This is a genomic window from Candidatus Margulisiibacteriota bacterium, assembly GCA_003242895.1.
In the GTDB taxonomy this organism is placed as follows: domain Bacteria; phylum Margulisbacteria; class Riflemargulisbacteria; order GWF2-39-127; family GWF2-39-127; genus GWF2-39-127.
Genome location: QKMY01000057.1, coordinates 83,958 through 110,327 on the forward strand (window position 1 = coordinate 83,958; position 26,370 = coordinate 110,327).

At 37.5% G+C, this 26,370-nt stretch carries 27 protein-coding genes; 21 read left to right on the top strand and 6 right to left on the bottom strand.

Going from position 1 to position 26,370, the window contains the following annotated elements:
• Nucleotides 1-41 precede the first annotated feature (41 nt).
• The 14 genes from fliN to DKM50_10160 all read left to right on the top strand — a co-directional run bounded on the left by fliN (nt 42) and on the right by DKM50_10160 (nt 12,825).
• A complete protein-coding gene (fliN, locus tag DKM50_10095) occupies nt 42-578 on the top strand; it encodes a flagellar motor switch protein FliN (protein ID PZM78903.1) in 537 nt (178 codons plus the stop codon).
• 2 nt (nt 579-580) lie between these two features.
• Nucleotides 581-1,207: a hypothetical protein gene (locus DKM50_10100; protein ID PZM78904.1), complete on the top strand. Its 627-nt coding sequence runs from the start codon at nt 581-583 to the stop codon at nt 1,205-1,207.
• 49 nt (nt 1,208-1,256) lie between these two features.
• Nucleotides 1,257-1,970, top strand: coding sequence for a flagellar biosynthetic protein FliP (fliP, locus tag DKM50_10105; GenBank protein ID PZM78959.1), 714 nt, complete (start codon nt 1,257-1,259; stop codon nt 1,968-1,970).
• Nucleotides 1,971-2,072: 102 nt separating this feature from the next.
• Complete coding sequence (gene fliQ, locus DKM50_10110; GenBank protein PZM78905.1) at nt 2,073-2,342, top strand: flagellar biosynthetic protein FliQ; 270 nt, start codon at nt 2,073-2,075, stop codon at nt 2,340-2,342.
• Nucleotides 2,343-3,128 carry a flagellar biosynthetic protein FliR gene (gene fliR, locus DKM50_10115; GenBank protein PZM78906.1) on the top strand — a complete coding sequence of 262 codons (786 nt, stop codon included), beginning with the start codon at nt 2,343-2,345 and terminating at the stop codon, nt 3,126-3,128.
• Between the two features lie 12 nt (nt 3,129-3,140).
• Nucleotides 3,141-4,205, top strand: coding sequence for a flagellar biosynthesis protein FlhB (gene flhB, locus DKM50_10120; GenBank protein PZM78907.1), 1,065 nt, complete (start codon nt 3,141-3,143; stop codon nt 4,203-4,205).
• 161 nt (nt 4,206-4,366) lie between these two features.
• Entirely contained in the window at nt 4,367-6,430 is a 2,064-nt protein-coding gene (gene flhA, locus DKM50_10125) for a flagellar biosynthesis protein FlhA (protein PZM78908.1), read from the top strand.
• On the top strand, nt 6,427-7,653 hold the full coding sequence (locus tag DKM50_10130) for a flagellar biosynthesis protein FlhF (GenBank protein PZM78909.1): 1,227 nt from the start codon (nt 6,427-6,429) through the stop codon (nt 7,651-7,653). The genes flhA and DKM50_10130 overlap by 4 nt, the downstream gene beginning before the upstream one ends.
• A gap of 69 nt (nt 7,654-7,722) precedes the next feature.
• On the top strand, nt 7,723-8,598 hold the full coding sequence (locus DKM50_10135; protein ID PZM78910.1) for a MinD/ParA family protein: 876 nt from the start codon (nt 7,723-7,725) through the stop codon (nt 8,596-8,598).
• A 2-nt stretch (nt 8,599-8,600) separates the two neighbouring features.
• Entirely contained in the window at nt 8,601-8,876 is a 276-nt protein-coding gene (locus DKM50_10140; GenBank protein PZM78911.1) for a hypothetical protein, read from the top strand.
• Between the two features lie 64 nt (nt 8,877-8,940).
• Complete coding sequence (locus DKM50_10145; GenBank protein PZM78912.1) at nt 8,941-9,717, top strand: FliA/WhiG family RNA polymerase sigma factor; 777 nt, start codon at nt 8,941-8,943, stop codon at nt 9,715-9,717.
• A gap of 17 nt (nt 9,718-9,734) precedes the next feature.
• Entirely contained in the window at nt 9,735-11,189 is a 1,455-nt protein-coding gene (locus DKM50_10150) for a hypothetical protein (GenBank protein PZM78913.1), read from the top strand.
• Nucleotides 11,167-11,481, top strand: coding sequence for a hypothetical protein (locus DKM50_10155; GenBank protein ID PZM78914.1), 315 nt, complete (start codon nt 11,167-11,169; stop codon nt 11,479-11,481). Before DKM50_10150 ends, DKM50_10155 begins: the two co-directional genes overlap by 23 nt.
• A gap of 153 nt (nt 11,482-11,634) precedes the next feature.
• Entirely contained in the window at nt 11,635-12,825 is a 1,191-nt protein-coding gene (locus DKM50_10160; GenBank protein ID PZM78915.1) for a hypothetical protein, read from the top strand.
• Nucleotides 12,826-12,833: 8 nt separating this feature from the next.
• Here the strand turns inward: DKM50_10160 and DKM50_10165 are convergent, their stop codons facing one another.
• Nucleotides 12,834-13,310, bottom strand: coding sequence for a hypothetical protein (locus DKM50_10165; GenBank protein PZM78916.1), 477 nt, complete (start codon nt 13,308-13,310; stop codon nt 12,834-12,836).
• A gap of 159 nt (nt 13,311-13,469) precedes the next feature.
• Between DKM50_10165 and DKM50_10170 the strand changes: the two genes are divergently transcribed.
• Both DKM50_10170 and DKM50_10175 read left to right on the top strand, forming a co-directional pair.
• On the top strand, nt 13,470-14,255 hold the full coding sequence (locus tag DKM50_10170; GenBank protein ID PZM78917.1) for a flagellar motor protein: 786 nt from the start codon (nt 13,470-13,472) through the stop codon (nt 14,253-14,255).
• Between the two features lie 2 nt (nt 14,256-14,257).
• On the top strand, nt 14,258-15,052 hold the full coding sequence (locus DKM50_10175; GenBank protein PZM78918.1) for a chemotaxis protein MotB: 795 nt from the start codon (nt 14,258-14,260) through the stop codon (nt 15,050-15,052).
• Between the two features lie 43 nt (nt 15,053-15,095).
• Here the strand turns inward: DKM50_10175 and DKM50_10180 are convergent, their stop codons facing one another.
• The 3 genes from DKM50_10180 to DKM50_10190 form a co-directional block, all read right to left on the bottom strand.
• Nucleotides 15,096-16,736, bottom strand: a complete 1,641-nt coding sequence (locus tag DKM50_10180; protein PZM78919.1) for a hypothetical protein — start codon at nt 16,734-16,736, stop codon at nt 15,096-15,098.
• 195 nt (nt 16,737-16,931) lie between these two features.
• The gene (locus tag DKM50_10185) at nt 16,932-17,393 is read right to left on the bottom strand and encodes a hypothetical protein (protein PZM78920.1); all 462 of its coding nucleotides are present in this window, start codon (nt 17,391-17,393) and stop codon (nt 16,932-16,934) included.
• A 46-nt stretch (nt 17,394-17,439) separates the two neighbouring features.
• Nucleotides 17,440-17,898: a hypothetical protein gene (locus DKM50_10190; protein ID PZM78921.1), complete on the bottom strand. Its 459-nt coding sequence runs from the start codon at nt 17,896-17,898 to the stop codon at nt 17,440-17,442.
• Nucleotides 17,899-18,240: 342 nt separating this feature from the next.
• On the opposite strand from DKM50_10190, the gene DKM50_10195 reads away from it, so the two are divergent.
• The 5 genes from DKM50_10195 to DKM50_10215 all read left to right on the top strand — a co-directional run bounded on the left by DKM50_10195 (nt 18,241) and on the right by DKM50_10215 (nt 24,363).
• A complete protein-coding gene (locus tag DKM50_10195; protein PZM78922.1) occupies nt 18,241-20,025 on the top strand; it encodes a hypothetical protein in 1,785 nt (594 codons plus the stop codon).
• A gap of 50 nt (nt 20,026-20,075) precedes the next feature.
• Complete coding sequence (locus DKM50_10200; protein PZM78923.1) at nt 20,076-20,495, top strand: peptide chain release factor-like protein; 420 nt, start codon at nt 20,076-20,078, stop codon at nt 20,493-20,495.
• 197 nt (nt 20,496-20,692) lie between these two features.
• Complete coding sequence (locus DKM50_10205; GenBank protein PZM78924.1) at nt 20,693-22,435, top strand: hypothetical protein; 1,743 nt, start codon at nt 20,693-20,695, stop codon at nt 22,433-22,435.
• A gap of 117 nt (nt 22,436-22,552) precedes the next feature.
• Complete coding sequence (locus tag DKM50_10210) at nt 22,553-23,473, top strand: hypothetical protein (protein ID PZM78925.1); 921 nt, start codon at nt 22,553-22,555, stop codon at nt 23,471-23,473.
• A gap of 182 nt (nt 23,474-23,655) precedes the next feature.
• Entirely contained in the window at nt 23,656-24,363 is a 708-nt protein-coding gene (locus DKM50_10215) for a 1-acyl-sn-glycerol-3-phosphate acyltransferase (GenBank protein PZM78926.1), read from the top strand.
• Between the two features lie 123 nt (nt 24,364-24,486).
• Here DKM50_10215 and DKM50_10220 read toward each other — a convergent pair whose 3' ends face one another.
• Entirely contained in the window at nt 24,487-24,879 is a 393-nt protein-coding gene (locus DKM50_10220; protein PZM78927.1) for a histidine kinase, read from the bottom strand.
• A gap of 219 nt (nt 24,880-25,098) precedes the next feature.
• Nucleotides 25,099-26,370, bottom strand: coding sequence for a tRNA (N(6)-L-threonylcarbamoyladenosine(37)-C(2))-methylthiotransferase MtaB (locus DKM50_10225; GenBank protein PZM78928.1), 1,272 nt, complete (start codon nt 26,368-26,370; stop codon nt 25,099-25,101).

Genomic DNA, 26,370 nt, shown 5'->3' on the forward strand with positions numbered 1-26,370 from the left:
GAAAGAAGTAGCAAGTATTTTTAAAGTGGGAGGAGTATATAATGGGCACAGAAATGACACAAGAAGAAATTGATGCTCTGCTTTCAAATATGGCACAGGGTGATAGTTCCGAATCTTCTTCTTCATCTTCTCCTGGAGCAGCAAGTGAGCTATCTCAAAACGAGATAGATGCTTTACTCTCAGGCGATAGCCCGGTTTCATCTTCACCATCAAGGACCGACAATTCTCGAAATGCCGCTCAGTCAAAACCGATCAAACAGGATACTAGAGCTCAATCGATGCAGTTTTCTTCCTTTGACAGGCAATCTGCATATCAAGGCAAAAATGATATTGGCATGATACTTGATGTTCCTATGGAACTGACGGTTGAACTTGGGCGAACAACCATGTATATTAAAGATATACTTGATTTAGGTCCTGGATCAGTTGTCGAGATTAACAGGTTGGCGGGTGAGCCAATTGAGTTGCTTGTAAATGGAAAAGTAATTGCCAAAGGTGAAGTTGTAGTTATCGATGAGAAATTCGGACTGAGGATCACTGAGTTATTAAATCCTACAAATGAAGCAAATAATAATTAATTATGATCAAACTTAAAATTTCACGGAAAATTTCGTTCCTAGTAAGCTGTATCCTGTTGATTGCCTTTCTGTCCGGATGTGCATTGGCATTGGCTACGGATATTCCCGCTGGCACTGATAGTTTTGTATCCCAGAACGAGCAGCAGCAGGAAGAAAAACTGTCATGGGAAGATTACAAAGAACCTGGAACCGCATCTCAGAATAAATCCATTTTCAGGTCAATATTTGGTTTTATCTGGAAATTAACGATAGTAATCATTCTTCTCTATGTCACCATTAGAATCCTGAAGTTATTTTATGAAAATAAAGTGTCGATGAAAGGTGAAGGGACTAACTTCGCAGTGCTCGATACTTTTTATATAAAACCAAACCAGGCACTCCATGTTGTTGAGATAGTAGACAGATTTTTTGTTTTAGGGATAACCAGCCAGGCTATTAATGTTATCTGTGAAATAACTGATACTGATAAGATAGCTGCAATGAAAAAAGTTGAGAAACCGGTAGATTCTATGGATTTTAAAGGTAGTCTTTTAAGTGTTTTAGGGAAAAAACGCTCTCCAGTTGACGAGAGGATTGCCCAAAGCTCTCAAAAAATACTTGACCATATTAATAAGCTGTCAGGGAGATAGTTTTTTGTTAAATACCAAAAAATATGTTTTCATTTTCTTGGGTTTAATTATGTTCCTGTTTCCCGTATTGACGTGGGCAGCGCCTATTCCTCTGCCCAACATTAATATCGGGGTGTCTCAGGCGAATTCGCCTGCGGAGATGAATACCTCCCTGCAAGTATTGATCTTATTAACTGTATTATCTCTGGCACCGTCATTATTAATTATGATGACCTCATTTACCAGGATTGTCATTGTCCTATCCTTTGTTCGGAATGCGCTGGGAACCCAGCAGGCCCCACCGACGCAGCTTATTGTCGGATTAGCCTTGTTTTTAACGTTTTTTGTGATGGCACCAACGTTTACGAAGATTAATGATAATGCTGTCAAGCCTTTCACTGCCGGAAAGATTTCGCAAGAAGAAGCCATGACGCAAGGAATGGCACCCTTACGTGATTTTATGTTTCGGCAGACCAGGCAAAAAGACTTGGCGCTTTTTGTTCAACTTGCCAAACTTCCCCGTCCGAAAAATAGGGCTGACATTCCTACCCATGTTTTGATTTCTTCTTTTATTATCAGCGAGATTAAGACAGCGTTCCAAATGGGTTTTGCAGTATTTGTACCATTCCTCGTTCTCGATATTGTTATCGCCTCGTTATTAATGTCTATGGGTATGATGATGTTACCTCCTGTAATGATATCCTTGCCATTTAAAATACTCTTGTTCATTTTAGTCGATGGATGGAGCTTGGTTGCCAGATCTTTAGTAATGAGCTTTCATTAGCTGCAAATCGTTCTTTCATTCTCAGGTTTCTTTTTCCCTGTCGTGATTTTTGTCTTGACTTTTATGCTGTTTGAATTTTAGACTAGTATGTAGGAGTATCTAATGAATCAGGATATAGTAATAGGAATAGCACAGGAAGCGGCTTATACCGCGCTGATGTTATCAGCACCTGCCTTAGTCACAGGGTTAATAGTTGGATTGCTGATCAGCATTTTTCAGGCAGTGACCCAGATTCAGGATGCCACCCTCACGTTTGTTCCAAAGCTGATCGTTGTCGGTATCACCGTTTTAGTCCTGAGTGGCTGGATGCTGACGGTAATAACTGATTTTACCGCAAAGATTTTTACTAATCTGTATTATTTTGCAATGTAAATGTATTTTTTAGATATAACACTTAAAAATTTTCAGATTTTTCTAATAGTACTGCTTCGAATAAGCGGTATTTTTGTTTTGTCTCCTGTTTTTGGCGCTGCCAGCTTGCCTCAACGAGTAAAAGTTTTTGCTTCTGTTTTTTTTTCGTTTGTAATACTGCCTCAAGTGGTAGCTACTAGTTTTGAAATTCCTATGGATTTTTTGGGATATGCTATTATTCTTTTCAGGGAATTGCTTGTTGGTGTGATTATTGGTTTCGCGGCAATGGTTATTATGAATATTATTCAGTTTGCAGGGAAGATGGTTGATATGGGTATGGGGCTTCACATGGCGAGCGTTGTTGACCCCATGAACAGAGATCAGGCTTCTGTTATAGGTCAGTTGTTTTACTTTATCGCCATATTGATTTTTTTGTTAACCAATAGTCATTACTATTTAATAAGTGCAGTTGTTAAAAGTTTTGAAGTCATTCCAATCAATGGGCTTGTTATTGATGGAAGAATAATTGATCTATTGCTAAATCTGTTCACCAGAATATTTTCCATTGGGTTTCAGATTGCTATGCCTATAGCCGGAATTCTGTTTATATTGACATTTACCTTAGGTATTATGTCTAAAACGGTTCCACAATTAAATGTTTTTTTTGTTGGAATTCCTTTGCAGATTATAATCGGGCTGATACTTCTCATGTTTTCATTTACTCTTTTTTATCCGGTATTTCTTAATTTGATTATGAGTATGAAAGATGATCTATTTGCTGTTGTAAAAGCATTAGGAAATCCCTGATGAGGAATAATAATGGCTGATCCTTCAAAAACTGAAAATGCTACCCCCCGTAGAAAACAGGACGCAAGAAAAAAAGGTCAAGTTGCGAAAAGTAGCGAAATATCTGCAACCATAACCTTTGTTGCCGCCTTACTGCTCCTCAAGTTTTTTGGCAGGGGGATAATGGATCAGTTAAAGAATTATTTGCAGTATATTCTTAGCCATTTGCACGAAATGGATTTTACCCATCAAAATGTTTTAGCTTATGAGATGGATGCGTTTATAAAGATGGCTGTGATCCTGCTGCCTTTTATGCTGATCATTGCACTTGCTGCTGTGGGCGTCAATTATGCTCAAATCGGTTTCTTTTTTTCGTTTGAACCGATCAAGCCTTCCTTTAACAAAATTAATCCGTTTACAGGGTTCGCGAGGATTTTTTCTAAACGGGGTTTAGAAATGCTTGTTAAGTCACTGCTTAAGATTGTTGTAATTAGCTGGATAGTTTACGGTGTGATCAAGAAGGCTATTCCTGACCTGATTCCTCTTATCGACTCAGATTTGACGAGTGCCTTTTTTACTATTGCGGATGTATGTTATCAGATATCTTTGAGAGTAGCTATTTTTTTCATAATAATATCTATAGCTGATTACTATTGGCAGAGGCATACTCATGAAGAGTCTCTTAAAATGAGTAAGCAGGAAGTAAAGGATGAGTCAAAAAGGACTGAAGGAAATCCACAAATAAAGGGCGAGATCAGAAGACGGATGCGTCAGATGATGAGGAGCCGTATGATGACCTCAGTCCCTAAGGCAGACGTGGTGGTAACGAACCCGACCCATATTGCAGTTGCGTTACTGTATGATGCAGACAATATGGTCGCTCCGAAAGTCGTCGCAAAGGGTGCCCAGCTTATTGCCGAACAAATCAAGGACCTTGCGAAAGAATCAGGCGTACCGATAATCGAAAACAAACCTCTGGCGAGAACACTATTTAAAACCGTGGAAATTGGGGAAGAGATACCTCAGGACCTCTTTAATGCGGTTGCCGAAATTCTTACCTACGTTAACAAGCTTACCGGTAAAACATTCGGGCTATAGTAAAGTTTTCTTGTAATGCCGGTTATTTCTTGAAGTTCCTTCACAAATGGCCAAATAAAAACTATAATAGAAATAAGTAACAAATTTTTGCATATAACACAAATATTGTATTGTAGTCTTTGCTTATGCTTACTGGCACCAGCGTGGACTAAGGATATCGAATGGCTCAAGCCGCTACAGCAAAGAATGAGCGTGGATCAGATCTTCTAGTTGCAATTAGTATTGTTGTAATACTGGGTATGATGCTTTTCCCGGTCCCGACGTTTATTGTCGATGTTATGGTTGCTTTTAACCTGACAATTTCACTGATAACGCTTCTTGTGACGTTATATGTGGTTGAGCCGGTCCAGTTCTCGATTTTCCCATCCTTTTTAGTTATTATGACGATGTTCCGGGTAGCGCTGGGTATATTAATTACCAGGGCGATACTTATTAATGCTTCAGCGGGTAATATTATTAATGCTTTTGGTAACTTTGTTGTCGGTGGTAATTATGTTGTCGGGATTGTTATCTTTATAGTTCTGATCGTTGTCCAATTCATCGTTATAACGAGCGGCGCACAGCGGGTTGCAGAAGTTGCAGCCAGGTTTACGTTGGATGCCATGCCTGGTAAGCAAATGAGTATTGATGCGGACCTCAACGCCGGACTGATAACCGAATCCCAGGCAAGGGCAAAGCGAGAATCGATTTCCGCAGAAGCCGACTTCTATGGCGCCATGGACGGTTCTACGAAGTTTATTCGTGGTGACTCTATTTCGTCGATAATTATTATTGTGGTGAATATCATCGCAGGTTTTATTATTGGTATTATGCAGCTAAAAATGTCCTTTGTTCAGGCACTGCAAACCTATACACTTCTCACTGTTGGTGCCGGGATTACCCTTCAGATACCTTCTTTGCTGGTTTCTGTTTCAACGGGTATCATCGTTACTCGGGCTGCCTCGGTATCGAATTTAGGCAAACAGATTGTTTCACAGGTGTTTTCCAGTTCTAGAGTTATTGCTATAGCCGCGGGTGTTTCGTTTTTTATGGTTTTTATTCCGGGCATTCCAAAAATCCCTTTTATTATACTTTCCGGACTCGTTGGCTATGTGGCCTATACTATGTCCGAGAATCAGAAGAAAGACGATATTAAACAGAAGAAAGAAGAAGAAAAAGAGAAAAAAGTATCAGCCGGCACTCCTGAGAGCGTCATGCCTCTTCTTCATTTTGATCCGGTCGAGTTGGAAATCGGCTATGCCTTGATCCCGTTGGTTGATCCCGAACAGGGGGGAGATTTGCTGGATAGTATTACAAGTATCAGGAAGCAGACCGCTCTTGAATTTGGAATAATTGTTCCACCTATAAGAATAAGAGATAACATGAATTTGCCACCGAATAAATATGTCATAAAAATGCACGGAGTAGAAGTATCTGTCGGGGAGTTAATGGTTGGACGCTATCTTGCTATGAATCCGGGTACTGCCAAAGATAAGATTCAGGGATATGATACGACAGAACCTACCTTTGGGTTGCCGGCAACCTGGATAACTCAAAATGACAAGAACAGGGCCGTAGCACTCGGATATACGGTCGTTGATGCGTCGGCTGTTGTGACGACCCACATTACAGAAACCATAAAAAATAATGCATCTGAACTGGTTGGCCGGCAGGAAGTTCAAGCCCTAATTGAGAACGTGAAAGAAAACTATCCTGCAGTTATTGAAGAATTAATCCCCAAGGTGCTGACGTATGGAGAGGTTCAAAAAGTACTTCATCGATTGCTCTCTGAGAGAGTATCAATCCGAAATCTTCTGATTATTCTGGAGACCTTGGCTGATTATGGTATCAAAACCAAAGATCCTGATCATTTAACGGAGTACGTGAGGCAGTCACTGAGAAAACAAATTTCCAAACAGTACGCTGATGAGGATCGAGTGCTTCATGTCATCACCTTTGATCCCGAAATTGAACAAAACATCGCTGATTCGATTCAGTACACGGAACAGGGAGCTTTCACCGCTCTGGCCCCTGAATATTTGCAGCGGCTGTTCAGTGCTATTGCAGATAAAACAGAGAAAATTGTTTCTCAAGGATATCAACCTATTGTCCTATGTTCGTCAATAGTGCGGCCCCATTTGAAGAGGATGATAGACAAAACAATGCCGGGGTTAGTTGTCCTTGCCTATAACGAAATTGTTCCTGAAGTAGAAATTAGATCGCTAGGGATGGTGGAAATGAGATGAGGATAAAAAAATATAAAGCTAAAGATATGAAGGAAGCCTTAGTGCAGGTGAAGCAGGATTTTGGACCTGATGCAGTCATACTTCATAGCCGGAATGTATTTGAAGGCGGTATGTTCGGTCTTTTCGGCAGAGAGATGGTCGAGGTAACTGCCGGAGGGGAAATCAATATACTCGAAGATCTCGTTGCCAAGAAGAAAGAATATTTCAATATCGAAAATAATGTTCCGGGAGCCTCTCCTAGAAGCCATTTTAAGATCAATGTGGCTTCGAATGAAGCTGCGAAACCGGTATTGGTAGCAAGTGACGAGAAGTTAGAGAAATTATCGAAACAGATAAGTCTGGTAGAGAGCCAACTCGGTCATTTATCTCAAAACCTGTCGGTCGTTATAAATTCCATTAAATCACTAAATACAAAGAATTATAACCGCAATCTGTCAGGAGTTTTTGAATACCTTATTGCCTTAGGTATTAAGGAAAATATTATCGCCGTAATCGTCAAAAAATTAGAAGAAGAGATGTTGGGCAAAGACTTGAGGGACAAGGTAAAAGTCGAACAGTTTCTACGAGCCGAACTGCTTTCGATGATCAGAACCAGCGGACCTATCGAACTGCCGAAGCAAAAGCAGAAAATTATCGCTTTCATCGGGTCAACAGGTGTTGGTAAGACGACTACTATTGCAAAGTTAGCAGCGAATTATACACTTATGCAAAAAAAGAAGGTCGCTTTGATTACTATTGATACTTATCGGATCGCCGCGATCGAACAGCTCAAGACCTACGCGAATATAATCGGAGTGCCGATTGATGTGGTTTTTACCCCAGAAGAATTCAAGCAGACGCTAGCCGCTCACAAAGAAGAAGACTTGATTTTGATAGACACTGCGGGAAGAAGCCCCAAAAACACACAGCAGATGAAAGAGCTTAAGAAATTTTTAGATATGGGTGGTCCAGGAATTGAGAATATATTGGTTATCTCTGCCACCTCAAAAGATGGAGATGTTGAGGATACGGTAAGCAGATTTGATATAATTAAGAGTGAAAATATCGTTTTCACTAAACTGGATGAAACCTCGACATTTGGCGTTATCATAAATGTTCTTTACAATAGCAATAAAAAGCTTTCGTACTTTACTACCGGACAGAATGTTCCTGACGACTTAGAAGTTGCAAAAGACAGAGATCTACTTGAAAAAATTATGGGACAAAGTGTTTTAGAGCTATAATCCCTTTTCAAAAAGGGAACAGGAACTAGTCTTTGTAATACTAACAAGAAATAATCATAAGGAAAAATTATGGACCAAGCAGACAAATTAAGGGAGTTAGCCAAAGTACATCGACCAGCCGCCGCTGTATTAAATAACAAGAGAACAATTGCAGTTGCAAGTGGCAAAGGAGGCGTTGGAAAAACCAATTTTTCTGTCAATATTTCCATCGCTCTCAATCAGTTAGGACAGAAAGTGATACTTCTGGATGCTGATTTAGGTATGGCAAATATTGACGTTCTATGCGGGCTTTCTCCTAAGTACAATCTGGGGCATGTCATCAACAACAAGAAAAGCTTCGGTGAAATTGTAATCGAGTGTTGCGGCGGCATAAATGTAATTCCCGGAGTTTCTGGTGTTGAAGAATTAACCTCACTTAACCTTGAGCAGCAGCAGATATTTTTTGAACAACTGGAGATCTTTGACAAAGTCGATATGAGTAAAATATTGGTCATCGATATTGGCGCAGGAATGGCTCCGACAGTGATCAATTTTCTTCTTGCAAGTAACGAGAGTATAATTATAACAACTCCAGAGCCTACTGCTATGATGGACGCATATGCTATAATAAAAACTATTGTAGGTAAAAAACCGGATGCGGATATTAGCATTATTGTTAATATGGTAAAGAGCAAAGAGGAAGCAGTTCAAGTTTTTCATTCAATGAGTATGATAACTCAGCAATTTTTGAATCATCAGCTTCAGTATTTAGGTCATATTCTTTCTGACCCGGTTGTTTCCAAATGCGTAAAGCAGCAAAGTCCTTTTTTGTTGTCATATCCTCATAGCCAGGCGAGTAAATGTGTCAGGGAAATAGCACTTCGATTATTAAATAGAAAAGATACGGTACATCGAGGTGGCATAAAGAATTTATTTGAAAGACTAGGTTCGTTTTTTGGAGGATAGCGATGATAAAAATGATTGCCATTTCAATTGGGATGATTGCGATGGTTATCGTTGCTGTTGCAGGGTATTTATCAAACGTTTCATTTAATAGTCTGATCGGGAGAGCAATTTTTTCATTTTTCATTTTTTATTTGATAGGAACGGTATTTGGACTTATAGTTTTGAGGAATATTTTAGCAGTACTGGAGCGCAGAAAAATAGCAGATCTGGATAACGAAAGAAAAAGTTTAGAAGAAAAAATTAAGCAGAAGCAAAGCGAGATAGAAAGTCGACCATAGGATACGTGTTAGAATCTTTATGTTTTTTAAAGTATAATTTAAAGATCGGAAGAAAAGAGAATTTATGACATATCTGGCTGATACCTATAAAATTAATGAAAAAGAAAAAAAGGCTTCCAGTGTTGCACTTTCTGTAGAGAAAGAACATCTTGTCATCCAGTATATCCCTCTAGTTAAGTATGTTGTCGGTAGAATGGGCATTAATCTGCCTCCCGGTTTAGATAACGATGACCTGGTATCTATCGGATGCTGGGGGTTGATCGATGCCGCTAAGAAATTCGACGAAAACCGAGGGGTTCAGTTTAAGACATACGCCATGACTAGAATTCGCGGCTCCATCCTTGATGAGCTTCGCCGACTGAGTTTGGGTGGCCAAGCGTTATGTAGAAAAGCCCAGATGTTAGAGAAAGCTTTCGCAAAAGTTGAACTCCAGAAAGGGAAGCCTGCTAGTGTAGAGGAAGTTGCGGCTGTACTTCAGATTTCGAAGGATGATGTGGACAAATTGATGGCTGAAGTGAATCTGTCTTTTTTGTTGAGTCTTGATACTAATAATAGCTATGGCGAAGAAGGCGATAATAAAGTAGATACCATTGTTGATCAGAATGCTGAAGGGATTGACGTTTTCATCCAAAAAAATGAGCAGAGAGAAATGCTTGAAAGAGCTTTAGATTGTTTGTCCGATCAAGAAAAAATGGTTATTAATCTGTATTATTATGAGGAATTAACCTTAAAAGAGATTGCTAAAATCCTTAAAGTTTCCGAATCGAGAATATCCCAGATTCACGGAAAAGCTATTTTTCATTTAAAAACAAAGTTAAAAAGACATGATGTAGTATTTTGATAGAATCCTAATAATATATGAATACAATCTTAACCGAAGGAATCTCGTTAGTCGTATCTGATGATGAATTATCAGCATTTATTCAGACTGATGAAGATATAGAAGAATTCCCTGATTACGATCGGATGCTGGGATTGCTGGCTTCCCAAGGAATAAAGTTCGGTATTAAGAAGAAGCTATTCGAAAAGAGATCAAATTTTCTTCATAATTCCAATCAATCCCGAAAAATTATAATTGCTGAAGGTGTGAACCCTAAAAATGGAGAAGATGCTCAGATCGTATTCCATTTCGAAATAGAAAGAAAATCAGGAATACCAAGGATTGATGCCCGTGGACGTGCTAATTTTAAAGACTTGAACTATATTGTGAACGTTGAGGAAGGCACGCTTCTTGCTGAGAAGAAACCATTAACGAGAGCAAAATCAGGAACGAACATCTTTGGAAAAGAACTGCGAGGTATCGATGGTAAAGATATTTCTCTGGAAACCGGAAAGAACATAAAAATTTCATCTGCCGGGTTAAAGTTTTATGCTGCCTGTTCTGGCACTCCCACTTATAAAAATAATAAGATCGATGTCTTAAAAAAGATCAGGGTTAATGGAAATATTAATTATTCAGTTGGCAATATTGATTTTGTTGGGGAAATTGAGATCCTTGGGGACGTTGAACAAGGGTTTTATGTGAAGGCCGGAAAGAATATTACTATAAATGGCAATGCTATCGGAGGAAGTATCGAGGCAGGAATCAGTCTTATAGTCAAAAATGGGATTGTTGCTACTGAGAAGAATGTTATAACAGTCAAAAAAAATATCGAAGCAAGGTTTGTTGAGAATAGCAGGATTATTGTCGGGAAAGACTTGTATGCAGAAAGATGGTTGCTTCATAATAATATTAATTGCGGAGGTAAAATTATTGTTGGTGGTGAGTCAGGTGAAGGGCTGGTCCTGGGCGGAGAGTATAATGCCGGTATCTCATTTGCAGCAGGAGAAATTGGTACGGATGTTTATGTCAGGACGGTAGTATCCGTAAATTATTCGAAAGAATATTACAAAGAAGATGGGCTCTATATTCATTATTTTGAACTCATGAAAAACGTTAATAATATAGAGGACTTAATAAAGAAGAATTATAATAATATCGAAAATATTAAAAGATCAGAGAGACTAAATATTATTCAAAAAGCGGAACTTATAGAACAATTCGGAGAAAAAATATATGATAGTAAATATAAGAAAAAAGAGTTGGAAGATGAACTCCTTGAATTTAAAAATTTTTTGTTAGAAAAAAAGTATGTTTTAGAGCCGGTAATTGTAGCTAAAAGAGGTGTGTGGCCCGGAGTAGAAATTAGAATTAATGGAACAATCTTGAAAATAAGAAAGAAAATGGAAGGTGTAGTTTTTGGTTTTGATCAGGGCAAGATAACAGTAAATAAGTACGAGGAAAAAAAACATGAGTTACATTGGTTCAATTGATTTTAGCGGCATGCTCAATGATCGTCCTGACAGTACGAAGGTAAGCTTCCAGGAACAGAATAAAGTACATCAGCATCACATCGCGGATACTCAGGAACGCGTGAGAGATGAAAAAAGGGAGACGATTATGGAGCCCTTTGAAGCTGAAGATGCCAGGATTAAAGACGAAAACAAAGGGAAGTCAGATCAAGGCAGGCACAAAAAAAATAATGAGGAAGATGATGGAAAAGAAAGTAAATATATTATTCCTACCGATGAAGACCTTGGGCAAAAGTTTGATTTTTCGGCGTAATTATGGTAACTTCGTGAATAGTTACAGATTATAGTGGTATGCAGTGTGGGGATAAGGCAAATATATATCGAAACCCTGATTAAGTTAAGTAAGAATTGGTAATGTGTTTTTAGTTTAATCATGGAAGTATCTATTTATAAGGGGCGTGGGAAATTGTTTAGAAAATTCATCACTATATTAATGATAGTATTAAGTCTTTTAGGGTGTAGTGCCGGTGCTTCGGTACCTATTATTAATGCTATGGCAGAACAATATAATGGTCATGACGTGGGTGTAGTATACGTTAACAATGAAATAGTTCTTCGTTTCTATTCAAAAGGTATTTACTGGAGCCCTTATGTTCGAGCTAAAGTTGTCGCTGATATGCTTGCTGAAATTGGCAATAACGGGATTGATTTGTCTTCGATTAAAGTCCTGAATGGAACAACAGCCTTGGTTGCTATTGTTGGGAACAGAGAAGTATTCCGTGTTTACGAAGATGATGTGAAATATAATAATTCGACTGCCGAAAGTCTGATTAGTGATTGGGCAAAAAACATCAGGGATGCTGTGACTATCGGTAAAGTTGATTATTCTTCCGAAAAAAAACTTTTGAGCGAAGAAGTCACTACTGGCAACGTAGCTAGGCCACAGGCGCTAGTAAATACGACTCCGGTTTTAGTAGATACCGGAAAGTCTGCTATTTCCCGTAAACATCATTTTTCTGATAGCATTAAGTCGATTATTGTTAGTAATAATCATTTTGTACCAAATTTTGGAAAGTTTTTTATGAAAATCGATTATAGCATAGTAATAATTATACTTACTTCGGCTGGTGGCTTCCTGTTATCAATTGCAGGAATTTCTATGTTTCTAAAAAAGAAACGGCTTATGTCGGAAGATGAAGGTATCGCTAGCCGGGCATCAAGCGAAGAACTGGAAAATTTAGTTTCGCATTTGATATCTGAACTTGAGGAAAAGTCGGACAGAATTACACACGAATTCCAGGAGAAGACCGATTATCTGGTATCATTATTATCCCAAATTGATCAGAAAATTATCTCTCTTGAGGCACTAAAGCAGGAAGGCTCTTTGCCGGAATCCGAAAAACCTGCGAAACAGATAGATAAGAAGCAACCCCTAAAGAAAAAGTTAGTAGTTGTAGAAGAAGACGATGATGACGACGAACTCAATGAACAGAATAATGCCGTTTTACCAACCTTTGCTCAGATTGATAAACAGCATAGAACTAAACAGGAAATAATTTACGAGCTGTCAGATAACGGGAAATCAATTACTGAGATCGCTAAGAAGTTAGGTATCGGGGTCGGCGAGGTTAAACTTATTCTGGATCTCAAGCAGTAAACATGATATTACTCAAGCAATCTTTTTATTAACGGGCCTTCTCTGTTGGTATTTGACATTATTTTTTTATCAAGATCAACTTTTGCTTGTGAAGTTGCGACTTTTAGTTTGCTAATACAAGAGACACAGTAATGTCCTTTATCAATTGATTTGCCGCAGGCAATGCATGAACCCGTTATCGGAAGGTTAACAGCTTTTATTCTGCCTTCCCTTACGAATTTCGATATAAGTTCTTCTGATACCTCTGTTATCGCTGCAACCTCAGAGAGCGTTGCCTTCGGATAATCTCTTAAGTATTTGTAAACGACCTCAAAAGACTTCTCCTCAGCTTTTTTGCATTCGATACAGATATCTCCCGGACCTGAGAAAACTCTGCCACAAGTCGAACAATTTTTTATCCCTAAAATGATAATCGACCCCCTTATGATTTCTACCGGAGGAAACAATTTTCCAATTAAATTTTTGTATATTTTTTCTTCCGGCAAGATTAATGATAAAATATATAATAACGAAATAAATTTCCTTAGTGATGATATCTATATATTACCACGTAATTCATTTTTCGTAAAAAAACATAAACGAAATAAGCTTTCATATCGATATTATAGTTAGTGCTTTTAATAAATTAGTAAGTTAGGATAAAAATGCAATTATCAACAATAATATTTTTGCTCTGGGGTTTTGCCTGCATGATCTTAGCCTTTACTTTGGAAGGTGGTCATGTAACAGCGCTGCTTGCCCCTACAGCCGGATTGATTGTATTCGGCGGTACGATTGCTGCTATAGGAGTAGCCTTCCCTTTAAGTGAACTTAAAAGTCTGCCAGGAGCCCTAAAAATCCTGGTTTCCTATAAGAAAAGAGATTTGGTAGAGTCAATTAACTATTTCAGAGATCTCTCAGCCATTACAAGAGGTGAGGGCCTATTAAGCTTAGAAAAGGAAATTGATAAAATATCAGATCCTTTTTTAAAAAAAGGCTTACAGTTGATGGTTGATGGCGTTGAGAGCAATACACTTAAGGATATCCTGGAGTTGCATATGGAATTAGCTTCAATTCGTCATAAAGTAGGAATCGAGGTGTTTGAAGCTGCCGGAGGTTTTTCTCCTACTATGGGCATCATCGGTACGGTAATGGGCCTTGTCCATGTTTTAAGTAATCTGAGTGATCCGTCTAAGTTAGGTCCTGCAATTGCTATGGCGTTTATCGCGACATTATACGGTGTTGCTTTTGCTAATTTAGCCTACCTGCCTTTAGGTGCAAAGCTTAAGGCTTATGACAAATCTGAGCTGTATGAGCGACAATTCCTTCTGGAAGGGTTATTGCTTTTACAGGAAGGCGCGTCCCCAACCTTAATGGTTGAAAAACTAAAGGGCTTTCTAGAAAAAGGAGAGCTTGCCGAGTTTGAAATCACGTTAAAGAAAAAGAAATAAGTATGAGAAAGAAACATGAAGAAAAACCGGTTAATCATGAGCGTTGGCTTCTTACCTATGCAGATCTGATAACACTGCTTATGATATTTTTTGTGGTATTGTACGCCTTGAGTATGCTCGATGCTAGTAAATACAAGCAACTTAGCGAATCACTGAAAATATCGCTTGGAGTAGGAACTCCGGAAATGACCAATTTTGAAGGAGGGCAGATTACCCCCTATTTAAATACGCCGCAATCTGACGAGCAAGACATGAAGAAATATTTCGAAGAACTTCAGAAGCAGAATGAAGCTCAACGAGAGCAGGAAGCGATGGAAGCATATAAATTAGAAGAGGTTAAGGGGGTAATTGATAAATATTTAGAAGAGAATAAAATGACTGCAAATGTATCAACGCAGCTTGATGATAGGGGCCTCGTTATTAGAGTGAACGAGACATTGCTTTTCGATTCCGGTCAATCGTATATAAAATCTGAGTTTTCGCGAAGGCTTATTGACCTGGGAAAAATACTCAATAAAACAGATAATTATATAAGAATAGAAGGCCATACCGATAATGTCCCGATTAGTAACGATCAGTATAGGTCCAATTGGCAGCTATCGACAGCTCGGGCAACCAATGTTACGGAACTATTGATCCATAGTGCAGGTATGGCCCCAAAGAGATTATCAGCAGTTGGCTATGCTGAGTTCAGGCCAATAGCCATTAATACTTCGTTTGCAGGAAAAACAAAGAATAGAAGAGTAGATATCTTAATAATAAATAGTAAGTACAATTCTGTTGAAGGAAATAAATAGTTCTTTGGGGTTCTCAATGAAAACTTGAAAAGAATTATCTGGATTAAATGATCGGATTGTAGATGCCTTTTGTGAGCCATTCAGGCACCAGATCTATGACTTCGATAAGAATTGACGGATCATTTTTTATTTTGGCAATATGGGATTTATAAGGAGTATCTTTAACGAGGATTGCTCGACGTTTAATCGTTGCTATCTTAATGTTCCTTATGTTTTCATATTCTGTTTTTAATTGTTCAAGAAATTTCTTTCTTGCTTTGTTTTGTAACTGGTCAGTAACTTTTCGGACAAGTGTTTCTGTTGCCGCTATACTGGTAACACTCCAGTTTTTTACTTCGATATCCCAGAGAATATTGTTTTTATCCAGGGCGATTATATCGATCTCACCTACCGTTCCTGTTGACGTCTCAATCCTTTTCTGAAATTCCAATATTTCCATTTCGTAAGCTTTTTTGTAATAATAAGCAGCAACTAATTCCCCGAAAATACCTTTAATAACGCTCTGTTGCTTCATTTCTTTTAACATATTAGCCATGCCGATAATTCCGGATATAACATAAAGATGATTTTTTTCTATAAAGACAAAGTTGCCGAATATTTCATAAAGTGTTTCTTTAAATAATATTTTTACATCGTTATTTACACTGAATTTCAGGTCGTGAAGGATATGTTTTCCCTGTGTTGAGTATTCTAAAATATTGTAGAGGAAATAGTAACCTTTAATGAACGCGCCGTTCCAAATTCGCGGCTGTGTACAATTATTCAGCTTCTCCAATAATTCTTTTTGAAGGTTGAGAGGTAGCATATTGAAGAATTTCAAAGCATTGTTGGTAAAATATTTTAATTTTTCGATAAGCTCCTGGTTTTCTATTGTGTGAGCCAGGATTATGTGTTCTATCTCAAACTGCCGGTTAATATTTTTCAAAAGCCTCTCGACACCCAGCCGGCGCAACAAATGATTGTCGTGTTTTGTCTCAAGCAGGAGTTCGATTACTAATTTAGGTTCGGCATTGTTTAATTCTATTAGTTCTCTGGTTGTGAATTTTCTAAGGCAATTATTATCATGTTCATCGAATCCGTAACGGATGATTTTTGTATATAGTTGGGAAATTACTGCATTTCTTAATCGATGCTCAAAATAACTGATAGAGTTAAGTTCATCGCTGCATTCCTTCTCATCTCCTTCGCGCAATACAAAATTTTCCCGTCTTAGGCGTGCTACTTTTTTCTGCAATACCTCGATCTTCGTGGAATATCCGCTATTAATATCATTTTCGTATACTTGAGGGGTCTGCTGTTCGCTTTCCCTCATAAGGAGATAGTATTTTCTCTCGATCTGCTCTAAGGAACTTATTCGTGAATAGAGCTCATCTGCATGATTTTGCAGTTCCAGGAGCTTGTTCCTTAAAGCATTACTTTCATCAAAAATAATTTTATTTCTCGTTTTTCTCTTCTGAATTGTTTTGAGGTAATGGTCGAATTTACCGTTATTAATATCATAATAACTGAAAGTTGCTAAGACTTTTCTTGATTGGCCGTCCAGTATTCGTATGTTTCCTTGATTACTGATAAGCACTATGGTTTTGTACTCATCTTCTTCAAAAAATCGAAGAAGTTTTGTCGTGAGTATTTGAGCTATTCTTTGATAGTTATTTTCATTGTTTGGGTGTTTGTTATTGCGCATGTTTTTTGTCCCTTACAATAAATTTTAACATGTATCAGGGTGAATGTCGCGAAGGATATGGTTTTTCTTCAGACTAATTGCTGATTTAACCTTATATTGCCTGGGTTAGCTAGAAATTTGAGGCGCTAAAAAGTAGAGGACTTACCGATGATAAGTCCTCTACTTGAAAAGATCAAATAGCTAGTATTGATTTGTTTATGCGGCTTTTTTTATTTCAGTTCTTCTTTCATTTTTTCGTAATTCGAACTGCCTTCCCATTTCATTTAGCTGCTCGCTATTAAACAGATCTCTTGTCGCCTGAAATACTTTGATTTCCTCTTTTCCTGCATGGAGGATGAGAAGTTCGATGAGGACAACAAGTTTGGGAATCCAGCGCTCTTGGTCAACGGGCATTTTGCTAAGATTGTCGAGCATCGATTCTAATTCATAGTGTTCTTCCAAAGATTCGAGTAATAATTCATGGACCTGGGCTTTGCCTTTAAACGCTTGGTAAAGCGTATCTTCTTCTGTAGATAAGTGAAGAGAAAGCTCTGTAAGTATGGTCTCAAATAGATCCTGCCGTTTACTTAGAGTATTATCAGTTGTGCTTTTTAATTCAGTAAGAGCATTCTTGACTAAATCATGATCTCGTTTAATGAGTTGTAGAATGTCCATCATTACCTGCTCCTTTCTTTTCTCTTAGGGATAGGTCTTTTCGAGAATATTAAGCAGCCATTTTCATTCTCCCACGGGTTTCCCTTTTATTTGTTTCGAATATATTCCCCATTTCCTCCAATTGATTTTTGCTTAGTATTTCTCTGGCTAGGTCAAAGACTTCTTCTTCTTCGGTTCTAATATGGTTTTCAACGATTTCCCGGAGTACTCGTAGTTGTGGCAGCCAACGTTCTTCTGATTTTGGTCTGCTTTTCAGTTCATTGAGAAGTAATTCGATGATATGGTGCTCTTCTATTGATTCGAGCATGCGTTCCGCCGCTTCCTTTTCTTTTTTAAGCGGATTATAGAGGATATCTTCTTCTGCTTTAATGTGGAGGATAAGATCGTTTTTCAGTGTAGTGAATAGGTCCGTCCGTGATTTTATAGTTTCTTCGTTTGTTATCGATAATTCTGCCATTATGTTTTTTGCAGTGTCATGGTCTTTCTTTATCCGCTCAAGAATATTCATCGCATTGCTCCTTTCTTTAGATCATTTATCCTAGTTTGTAAAAGTTGGGTGTATTGTAGTCCAAAAGTCAGGCTAGTCAATGCGTTAGTATTTGTTTGGCCTCCCTTTTTTTTAGCGTTTTTATGACAAAAATATTTAGTATGCAATGCCTTGACGGAATGGCTTGTAAATAGAGATTAATCGCTGTAAATCTGTTATAATAAATGCAAGTATCGTCTGTGTGATTTTGTCGCTCGTGCAATCTCATTTATGATATCTTGAAGATCCTCAAACCCATCTTTAATTATACTGGTACTATAAATTTCATAACTGATTATTAATTCGGGGGTAATTAGATAGAAAATGAAAAAGTTATTTTGTTTTGGTTTATTCATGATGCTCGGGGCTTTTTGCTGGGGAGATTCTCTCAACGATTATAAGCTGGCCAAAAAATACTATAAAGAGAATGATAGAGTTCAAGCAGTGAAGTTGTTTGAACGAGTTGCGAAGAGTTCTTCTCCGTTACAAGATTTTGCGCTCTATTATCTGGCTTTGATTTCTGATGAAAATGAAGCTGTTAAATATGCGAAGGAGCTTGTAGCGAAATATCCGGAGTTTCCGCTTAGCACTAAGATAAAAAAGAAAATGAGCGAATACTATTTTGACCGGGAACAGTGGCGCTATTTTTCTGAAAAAACCCTGTGGGATAAGGCAACTGGTTATTATAATGGCAAAAACTGGCTAAAAGCCAAAAAAGCATATGAGCAATTCCTGCTTTTGTATCCCGCCGCAGAAAAAAAGTCTGATGCTTATTACTATCTGGCATTAATACATTTAAAACTACAGGATAATCTTAATGCAGAAAGATATTTTGCTTTGCTTGGCGATAATTCTGAGTATGCCGGCTGGGCGCTTTTTCAGCGGGTAGCAGCGATGGAAGCTCAAGGCGATCGTGAAAATGCAAGAGAGGCGTATATTGAGCTAGCCAACAATTACAAAGGTGCTCAAGTAGGAAAGTCAGCGTTAGACTCTCTAATAAAGATATACTGGAAAACTGACCAAATAGATAAAGTAATTGATGGATATAAGTTGCAGCTTACCTATTATCCGAATGATTCGAAAACTGCCTGGATATATTATCAATTAGGCCGGATAGCTGATAACTCAAATAACATCGCGTCCGCTAATTATTATTATGAGGCGGCATCACAGCATAAGTCTTCGAAATTTCTAAGTTCGGAGCTCTATTACCGAAGGGCAGTAGCCCACGCAAAGCTCGGAAATCAAGAGCAGAGCAGAACTCTGTTAACTAAAATAGCTCAGGACTATGATTATAATTATTATGGACATCTTGCACATAACGAATTAAACCTTAAACTTCCTGGTTTTTCTACAAAGGGAATCATTCCTGTATTCAATAAATGGAAAAATGCCATTCCCAGAGTAAAAACATTTTTATCCATCGGGGATTATGAAGACGCGGCAGTTTTGGTGAGGGCGTATCAGCAGAAAAGCAAACTTTCTGAAGACTACGAGTTGTCACTATTTTTAATCAGTCTATATGAGAATGACAAGAATTATTCTTCAGCAATTCAGGTAGGAGAGAGCGTCTGGGGATCTTTTTCTAGAAGTAATAGTCTTTCAATCCTGCCAAAAGAAATCTGGAAGAAGAGTTATCCCCTTTATTACAAGGAGTTAATTTTGCCATTGGCAGAGCGTTATGCTATAGACCCGTTGTTAGTTATGGCATTAATTCGGGAGGAAAGTCGATTTGATGCATCCTGTACTTCGTGGGCAGGTGCCAAAGGTCTTATGCAACTTATGCCGGAAACAGCTCAAGCGGTAGCGAAAAGTTCTAACCTAAAATGGGGTGACCTCTATTCTCCGAGTTTTAATATTCAGATCGGGATATTACATTTTTCATACCTTTTAAATTCTTATAAGAACAATTATAGTCAGGTATTAGCGGCGTATAACGGCGGTATCAATGCTGCTAATCGCTGGATAAGTAGTAACAGAGGTGCCACAGAATCGGAATTTACAGAGTATATTACATATGAGGAAAGCCGGAATTACGTTAAAAAAGTTCTCAACAGTTACTGGATATACAAACGTCTGTATTCGATTGATTTGAAGAGAGATCCATAAACTGAAAGAAATTATCATGGTTAAAATTATCAAATAGGATGAGTATGTCTATGTCTGAAAATGTAGTAAGCTCCTTAAAAGAGGAGCAACTTAAGGAGAGAATGGAATCTTTGGGTATCTTAGAGAAAGATATTATTGAAAAATTCATTCTTGGGTCGGGAAAAGGTGGACAGAAAATTAACAAAACCGCCTCATGTGTCTATTTGAAGCATTTATTATCCGGTATAGAAATTAAATCGCAAGGTGATAGATCTCGTGCTTTAAATCGATTTTTTGCAAGAAGACAGCTTTGCGATAGAGTAGAGGAGTTGCTGCTTGGAAAAGAAAGTGAGCGAATACAAACATTCGAAAAAATTAAGCGGCAGAAGCGCCGGCGTTCCAGGAGGTCCAAACAGAATATTCTCGATAATAAACATAAAATATCCGAGAAAAAGCAGAACCGTAAAAATATTAGCTCTTCACATGAATAAATCTTATTCAGGTATCCCGGATAACTTGCATATGCCGTGAAAAAAATTTGCATGTTATTTGATAATTGGCTATTATTGTTAATGTAGCTAAATGTTTAGGTAATAACCTTTTCAGTTCATTATAGGTATATTGCTTTTATTTAGCCGAAGAGGGTGGAAATAATAACAAAAAAGAACTTTTTTGAAGGGTTATCCGATTGTATACTAGAGTATCTTCATGGACATATAATAATCAGCTAAAGCTTAAAATTGTTGTCTACATATGCATAATTCAGGTTTTGATGGCTTTGTTGACCTCCTCATTTATTTTTTTCAAAACCAAAAGTATTTTAGAGCAGAAGCTCCAAGATAAGTTCTCTTCCATCGTATCGATACTTTCCATGAATCTAAAATACGAAATCCTGGTAAAGGATGTAGAGAAATTGTCTAGTTATGCAAAAAATGTGATGCAAGACAAAGAAATCGAGTATATGGAAATAATCGATGCTAATAATAAAGTTATTATTAAATTCGGAAAAGAACCTGTTTATACTAAAAAAGTAAATGATTTCAATGAAATTTTGACAAAAGCAGTTAATAAGCCGTATGTGATCTCTTTTGCTGATAATTATTCCTTTTATTCTACTGTGTCTGATTTCGGTTCATACAAAACCGAGGAAGAAGATAAAGAATCGTTGGTCTTTCAGATGCCTGCCGTAGAACCGGCACAATCAACGATGAAGTCAATAGGAATGATAAAGATTTCTGTTACAAAGAGTATTCTTAAACGAGAGATCTTTATACTTCTGGGTTTTTCTTTTTTAATGTTTTCTTTTATTACAGTTCTTGGTGTCTTTTTTCTGTATTCATTCTTATTGCGGACTGTTTTTTCCCCGATCGATATGATCCTTAAGAAAATCAAAGAGATGTCTGAGGGTGAAGGCGATCTAACCAAAATGCTTGATATTGTTACTCAAGATGAAATTGGTGAATTAGCAAAATATTTTAATAAATTTCTTCATGCACAAAGGTTGATAATAAAAAACATATTTGATACTGCGAATACTGCAGCAATGCTTGTTGATGAGCTGGTTTCCGGTGTAGATAAAGTAAATGTTACAACCCAGCAAATATCGATTTCTGCAGATGAAATGGCTAAGGGCGGTCACGCTTTGACGGGAATGACAGTGAAAACGAAAAAAGAAATCGGAAAGTTGAATACTCATATATCGACCGTTGCGCAGTCGAATATCGAAACAAGAAGAAATGCAAATGAAGTAACCCAAGCTGCACAGGAAGGTATGGTTTCTGCTAACACCGCGAGACAGAAAATTGAAGCAATAAAGAAACGTGTTGCCGGATCAAGTATGGTAGTATCCGAATTAAAAGCTAAAAGCGAGCAGATACATCAGGTCATCGAAGTTATTAATATCATATCGAAGCAGACCAACTTGTTATCATTGAATGCGGCAATTGAGGCTGCCAGAGCCGGGGAACACGGCAGAGGATTTTCCGTTGTAGCTGATGAAGTTAGGAAATTAGCAGAAAGTACCAATGAGGCTATCAGTCAGATCAAAGAGATTATTAATGAGATTATTATTGGTACGGACAATGTGGTTGCCAGTATGAGCCAGGAAACACTTGAAGTTGACGAAGGAGCTGTTGTTGTGCGAATAGCGTTAGCTCAATTAGAACTTATAGCAGGTAAGGTCAGTATCCTGACTAACAAGTTCAGCAATATTGAGAGTGCTACAAGAGAGCAAGTAGAAATTGCAAATGACGTTATAAAAAATATTGATAAGATTAATAGTTTCGCAGAGTCTAGTGCAGCTTCCAGCGAAGAAGTTTCTGTCAGTCTGTCGGAGATTAATAGCGTTACCGAAGTCGTCGCATCAGTGTCAGACCGGCTGGCAAGAGATACGAATGAGCTATTGCAGACTGTTAACCGCTTTAAGATATAAGTCATCTAATAGATTTTTGTTATTGTTCCATAAATATATTCTCTTACAATAATTACTGTAAAGATTCTCGATAGTAATTATTGTATCAATATAGCTATAGGGGATTGAGTTGTTTTTATGGCGAGAGTCTTTATGAAAATTATTTTTTGTAATTTGGTTTTTTTATTCTTTGTTATAAGTAATGTTCTTGCTATAGATGTCGCAGTTGTTTTATCCGCAGATTATGAGCCGCTACTGCAAGTGAGTATGGGATTTAAGTCCTATTTGCAGGAGAAAGGGGTTCCTGTAAAAGCAGTTGAATATAATCTAAAAAGAAACGATGTTTCTATTGTAATGAACCAGATAAATTCATTACATTCAGACATTGTGTTAGCTATTGGATCTAAAGCAGCAGATGCTGCAAAAGCGTCTATAACTAGTATACCTGTGATATTTTCAATGGTGGTTAATCCAAGTCAATACACGCGTCCAAACAGTACCGGGATCTCGATGGAAATTAAAGAAGATATTAAATTAAAGGAAATTGACAGGATATTTCCCGGTAGGACCCGGCTCGGGATAATCTATTCCTCGACGTCTGCAAAGGAATTTGATCAAATATATTCTGCTGCTTCCTCAATGGGATTTAAGGTTGTAGGAAGGAAAATAGATTCTGCACAGAACTTGTTGTCAGCAGTAAAGGACATTTCAGGATTAATAGATTTATTCATTATGGTTGTTGACAACGATATATATAATCCGCTAACTGTAAAAGGTCTTTTTATGGAAAGTTTTAAATATAATTTTCCTATAGTAGGGTTATCATCATTTTTCACCAAAGCCGGAGCTGTGATTTCCTTTGAATGTAATTATCAAGATGTAGGTCGGCAAGCTGGAGAGATAGCGTACGACATAATTAATGGTAAAAAGCCGGGGAGCATTAAACCTAGTTATCCCAGAACCATTACCTATTCAATCAATCAAATGACTGCAAAGAAGTGCGGAATCGATATTCTTCCGGGCATACTCAATAAAGCAACAAGTGTATTTGGAAAATAATGCTATTGATTGATATATTGGCTAGCGTGATTAGCAATCTTATGTTTGAATGTCGAAAATGGAGCTTATATTACTAGCTGTTACTTAAAATAATTCCTAAAACATGGTAGACTCTAATAAATGACGAGGGTTTTCACTTAGCACTTTCTTGCTAAAATTAATAAATTTATTGAGGTTGTCGTATGATAAGGGCTATTTATTTCTTTATTTATTTCTGGTGGTATCTGTTATTAACGTTTCCATCGTTAATAATGGTTGTTATTTTTGCCAGGAAAAATAATATTATTGAGAAAGATAAAATAATTAACAGGGTAACCAAGCATTGGGCGAAAAGCATGATAGGTGTAACGGGTTCAACCGTTAGAGTTACTGGAGAGGAAAATGTTCCTCTTGAAGGAGCCGTACTTTTCGTAAGCAACCATCAGGGAAATTTTGATATTCCCATTATGGTTGGGTTTATTGATAAGCCGAAAGCGTTTATTTCCAAACTAGAATTAAAGAAGATTCCGATATTCAGTATCTGGATGAAGCACCTGGGATGTATCTTTCTTGATCGGAAGAATGCGCGTCAGTCGCTCGGTGCTATTGATCAGGGGGCTGAATTATTAAAAAAAGGCTACTCATATGTCGTATTTCCAGAGGGCACTAGAAGTAAGGATGGGACCTTGGGAATGTTTAAGCCAGGTAGCTTTAAATTGGCAATTAAATCAGGAGTTCCAATAGTTCCTGTTACAATAAAAGGGTCCCGCAATATGATGAAAAAAAATAGCTTCATTATTAGACCTGCTTTTGTCGATGTTATTATTTCACCTCCTATACATGTTCAAGGTGTCGAGCCCAATGAGCTGACTCAAAAAGTTAGAGCTGTTATTGAGAATAACTTAAGGTAGCAGACAATAATTAGATAGGCATTTTTATAGCTGAAAAATATAATATAATATCTTTTGATTAAAAACAAAAAAGCAAGGAAGTTTTCCTTGCTTTTTGCGTAATGATTTGTTTATATGGCTCTGTCAACCATCCTTATATTTTGACATCTTTATTGTTGTCCCTAGTTTTTTATCCGTAATATATTCCATTTCATCCATCAGGCTTTTTATAAAGGATATTCCCAGCGCATTTTTCTTTTCATAGTCCTCTTTTTCAAGAATCTGGCTTTTGTCTTCGATTGTAATCTCTAGTTTATCAGATTGCATTAAGAAATTAATACATATGTTATTTTTGCATTCGTTAAAAGAAGGTAATGTATTGTTGCATGCTTCGGTTAAGGCCATTTTTATATCTTCTATTTCATCTTGGGGGAAATTCATTTTTGAGGCTATGCCCGAGGCAGCTAATCGAGCAACAGTGAGAAACTTTTCTCCTTTTGGCATATGAAGCGCGATTTGTGAGTTTGAGTTATCCATTATTATCTCCCCTTATGATTGAATATTTATTCTGGCTTATTCAGTATTTACCCAAGAATATATTTATTTAAACATTTTATTAGATACGCAGGTAGATAGTGAAGATTTAATAAATGCAGAATTAATTCTATTTATGTCCCTGCCGAATTACGCAACAAAATCTGTGGATATTTGAAAAGAATTATCTTGGGTTAACGGGTAATAATAAGCTTATAAGGATTATAGCGGGAGGGAATGCAGAAAACCTTCTTCTAATCGATTAATTAGCACATTAACAAAGGTATTTGAAGAATAACTGTTGTTTGGTAAGCAGACTCGCAAATAATTTGATGTGTATCCCCAGAAAAATCCATCTTTTTCCTGTTCAAGGAGAATTTCCTGGCAGGTGTTAACAAACTGTGATAAGTGATGCAATCTCATTTCTTTTTCTGTAAACGACACCAGGTTCAGTCTTTTTTGAAGCTCAGTCTGGGTAATACTTTGTTGAAGCTCAGCCGCTGGTGTCCCGATTCGTCTGGAATACGGGAAAATGTGGATTTTTGAGAATTGGCAACGTTTAATAAACGTTAGGGTCTCGTAGAATTCTTTTTCACTTTCAGTAGGAAACCCTATAATTAGATCTGTAGTTATTGAAATATCCGGAATACGTGCCCGTATGCGGGTAATAAGATTAAGATACTCGCTGGTTGAATATTTCCTATTCATCTTTCGTAAAATAGTATCGCTGCCGGATTGTAGCGGAATATGGAGGTGCTTACAGAATCTTTTTTCGTTCGCCATCAGATCTACGAGATGGTCGGGAATAAGGTTCGGTTCTATTGAACTTAATCTGATCCGTGTCTCCGGGCACGAATAAAAAATATGGCTGCAGACGTTAGTTAAAGAGTAATCTTCATCCTTGTACATCCCAAGATTGATCCCGGTTAAGACGATTTCCTTACATCCTTTGTTATTGAGGGCCAGTATTTCTTTCTTAATCTCATGGAACGCTTTAGGTTTGTTTCTTCCTCGTATATGAGGAATGATGCAATATGAACAGAAGTTTTCACAGCCATCCTGGATCATTAAATACGATCTGCAATGATCTGGTTGTTCTGTTGTGTCTTCTTCGATGGGAATGTGATATTGAACTGGAAGGGTGGCCTTCAGACTTGGTTTAAACAAATCTCTTATATGATTAACCACCATTTCTTTATCAAAATAGATAACATTGACTCCAAGAATTTCTTGAAGGCGGGTGCTATCGGTTTTAGTTGCGCAACCAGTTATAAAAATTGTAGCAGTAGGATTTAATTTTGCCGCCTTTCTGATAAACTGGCGTGATTTTCGTTCTGCAATATGTGTGACTGCACAGGTATTGATAATGATAATATTCAAGTTCAGCCAAGAACGGGACATCGTGAATCCTGCCTCTTTCAAGCCCGATTCCATTTTTTCTGATTCATATTGGTTTACTTTACAACCAAGAGTTTTAATTGAGAAATTAATCAT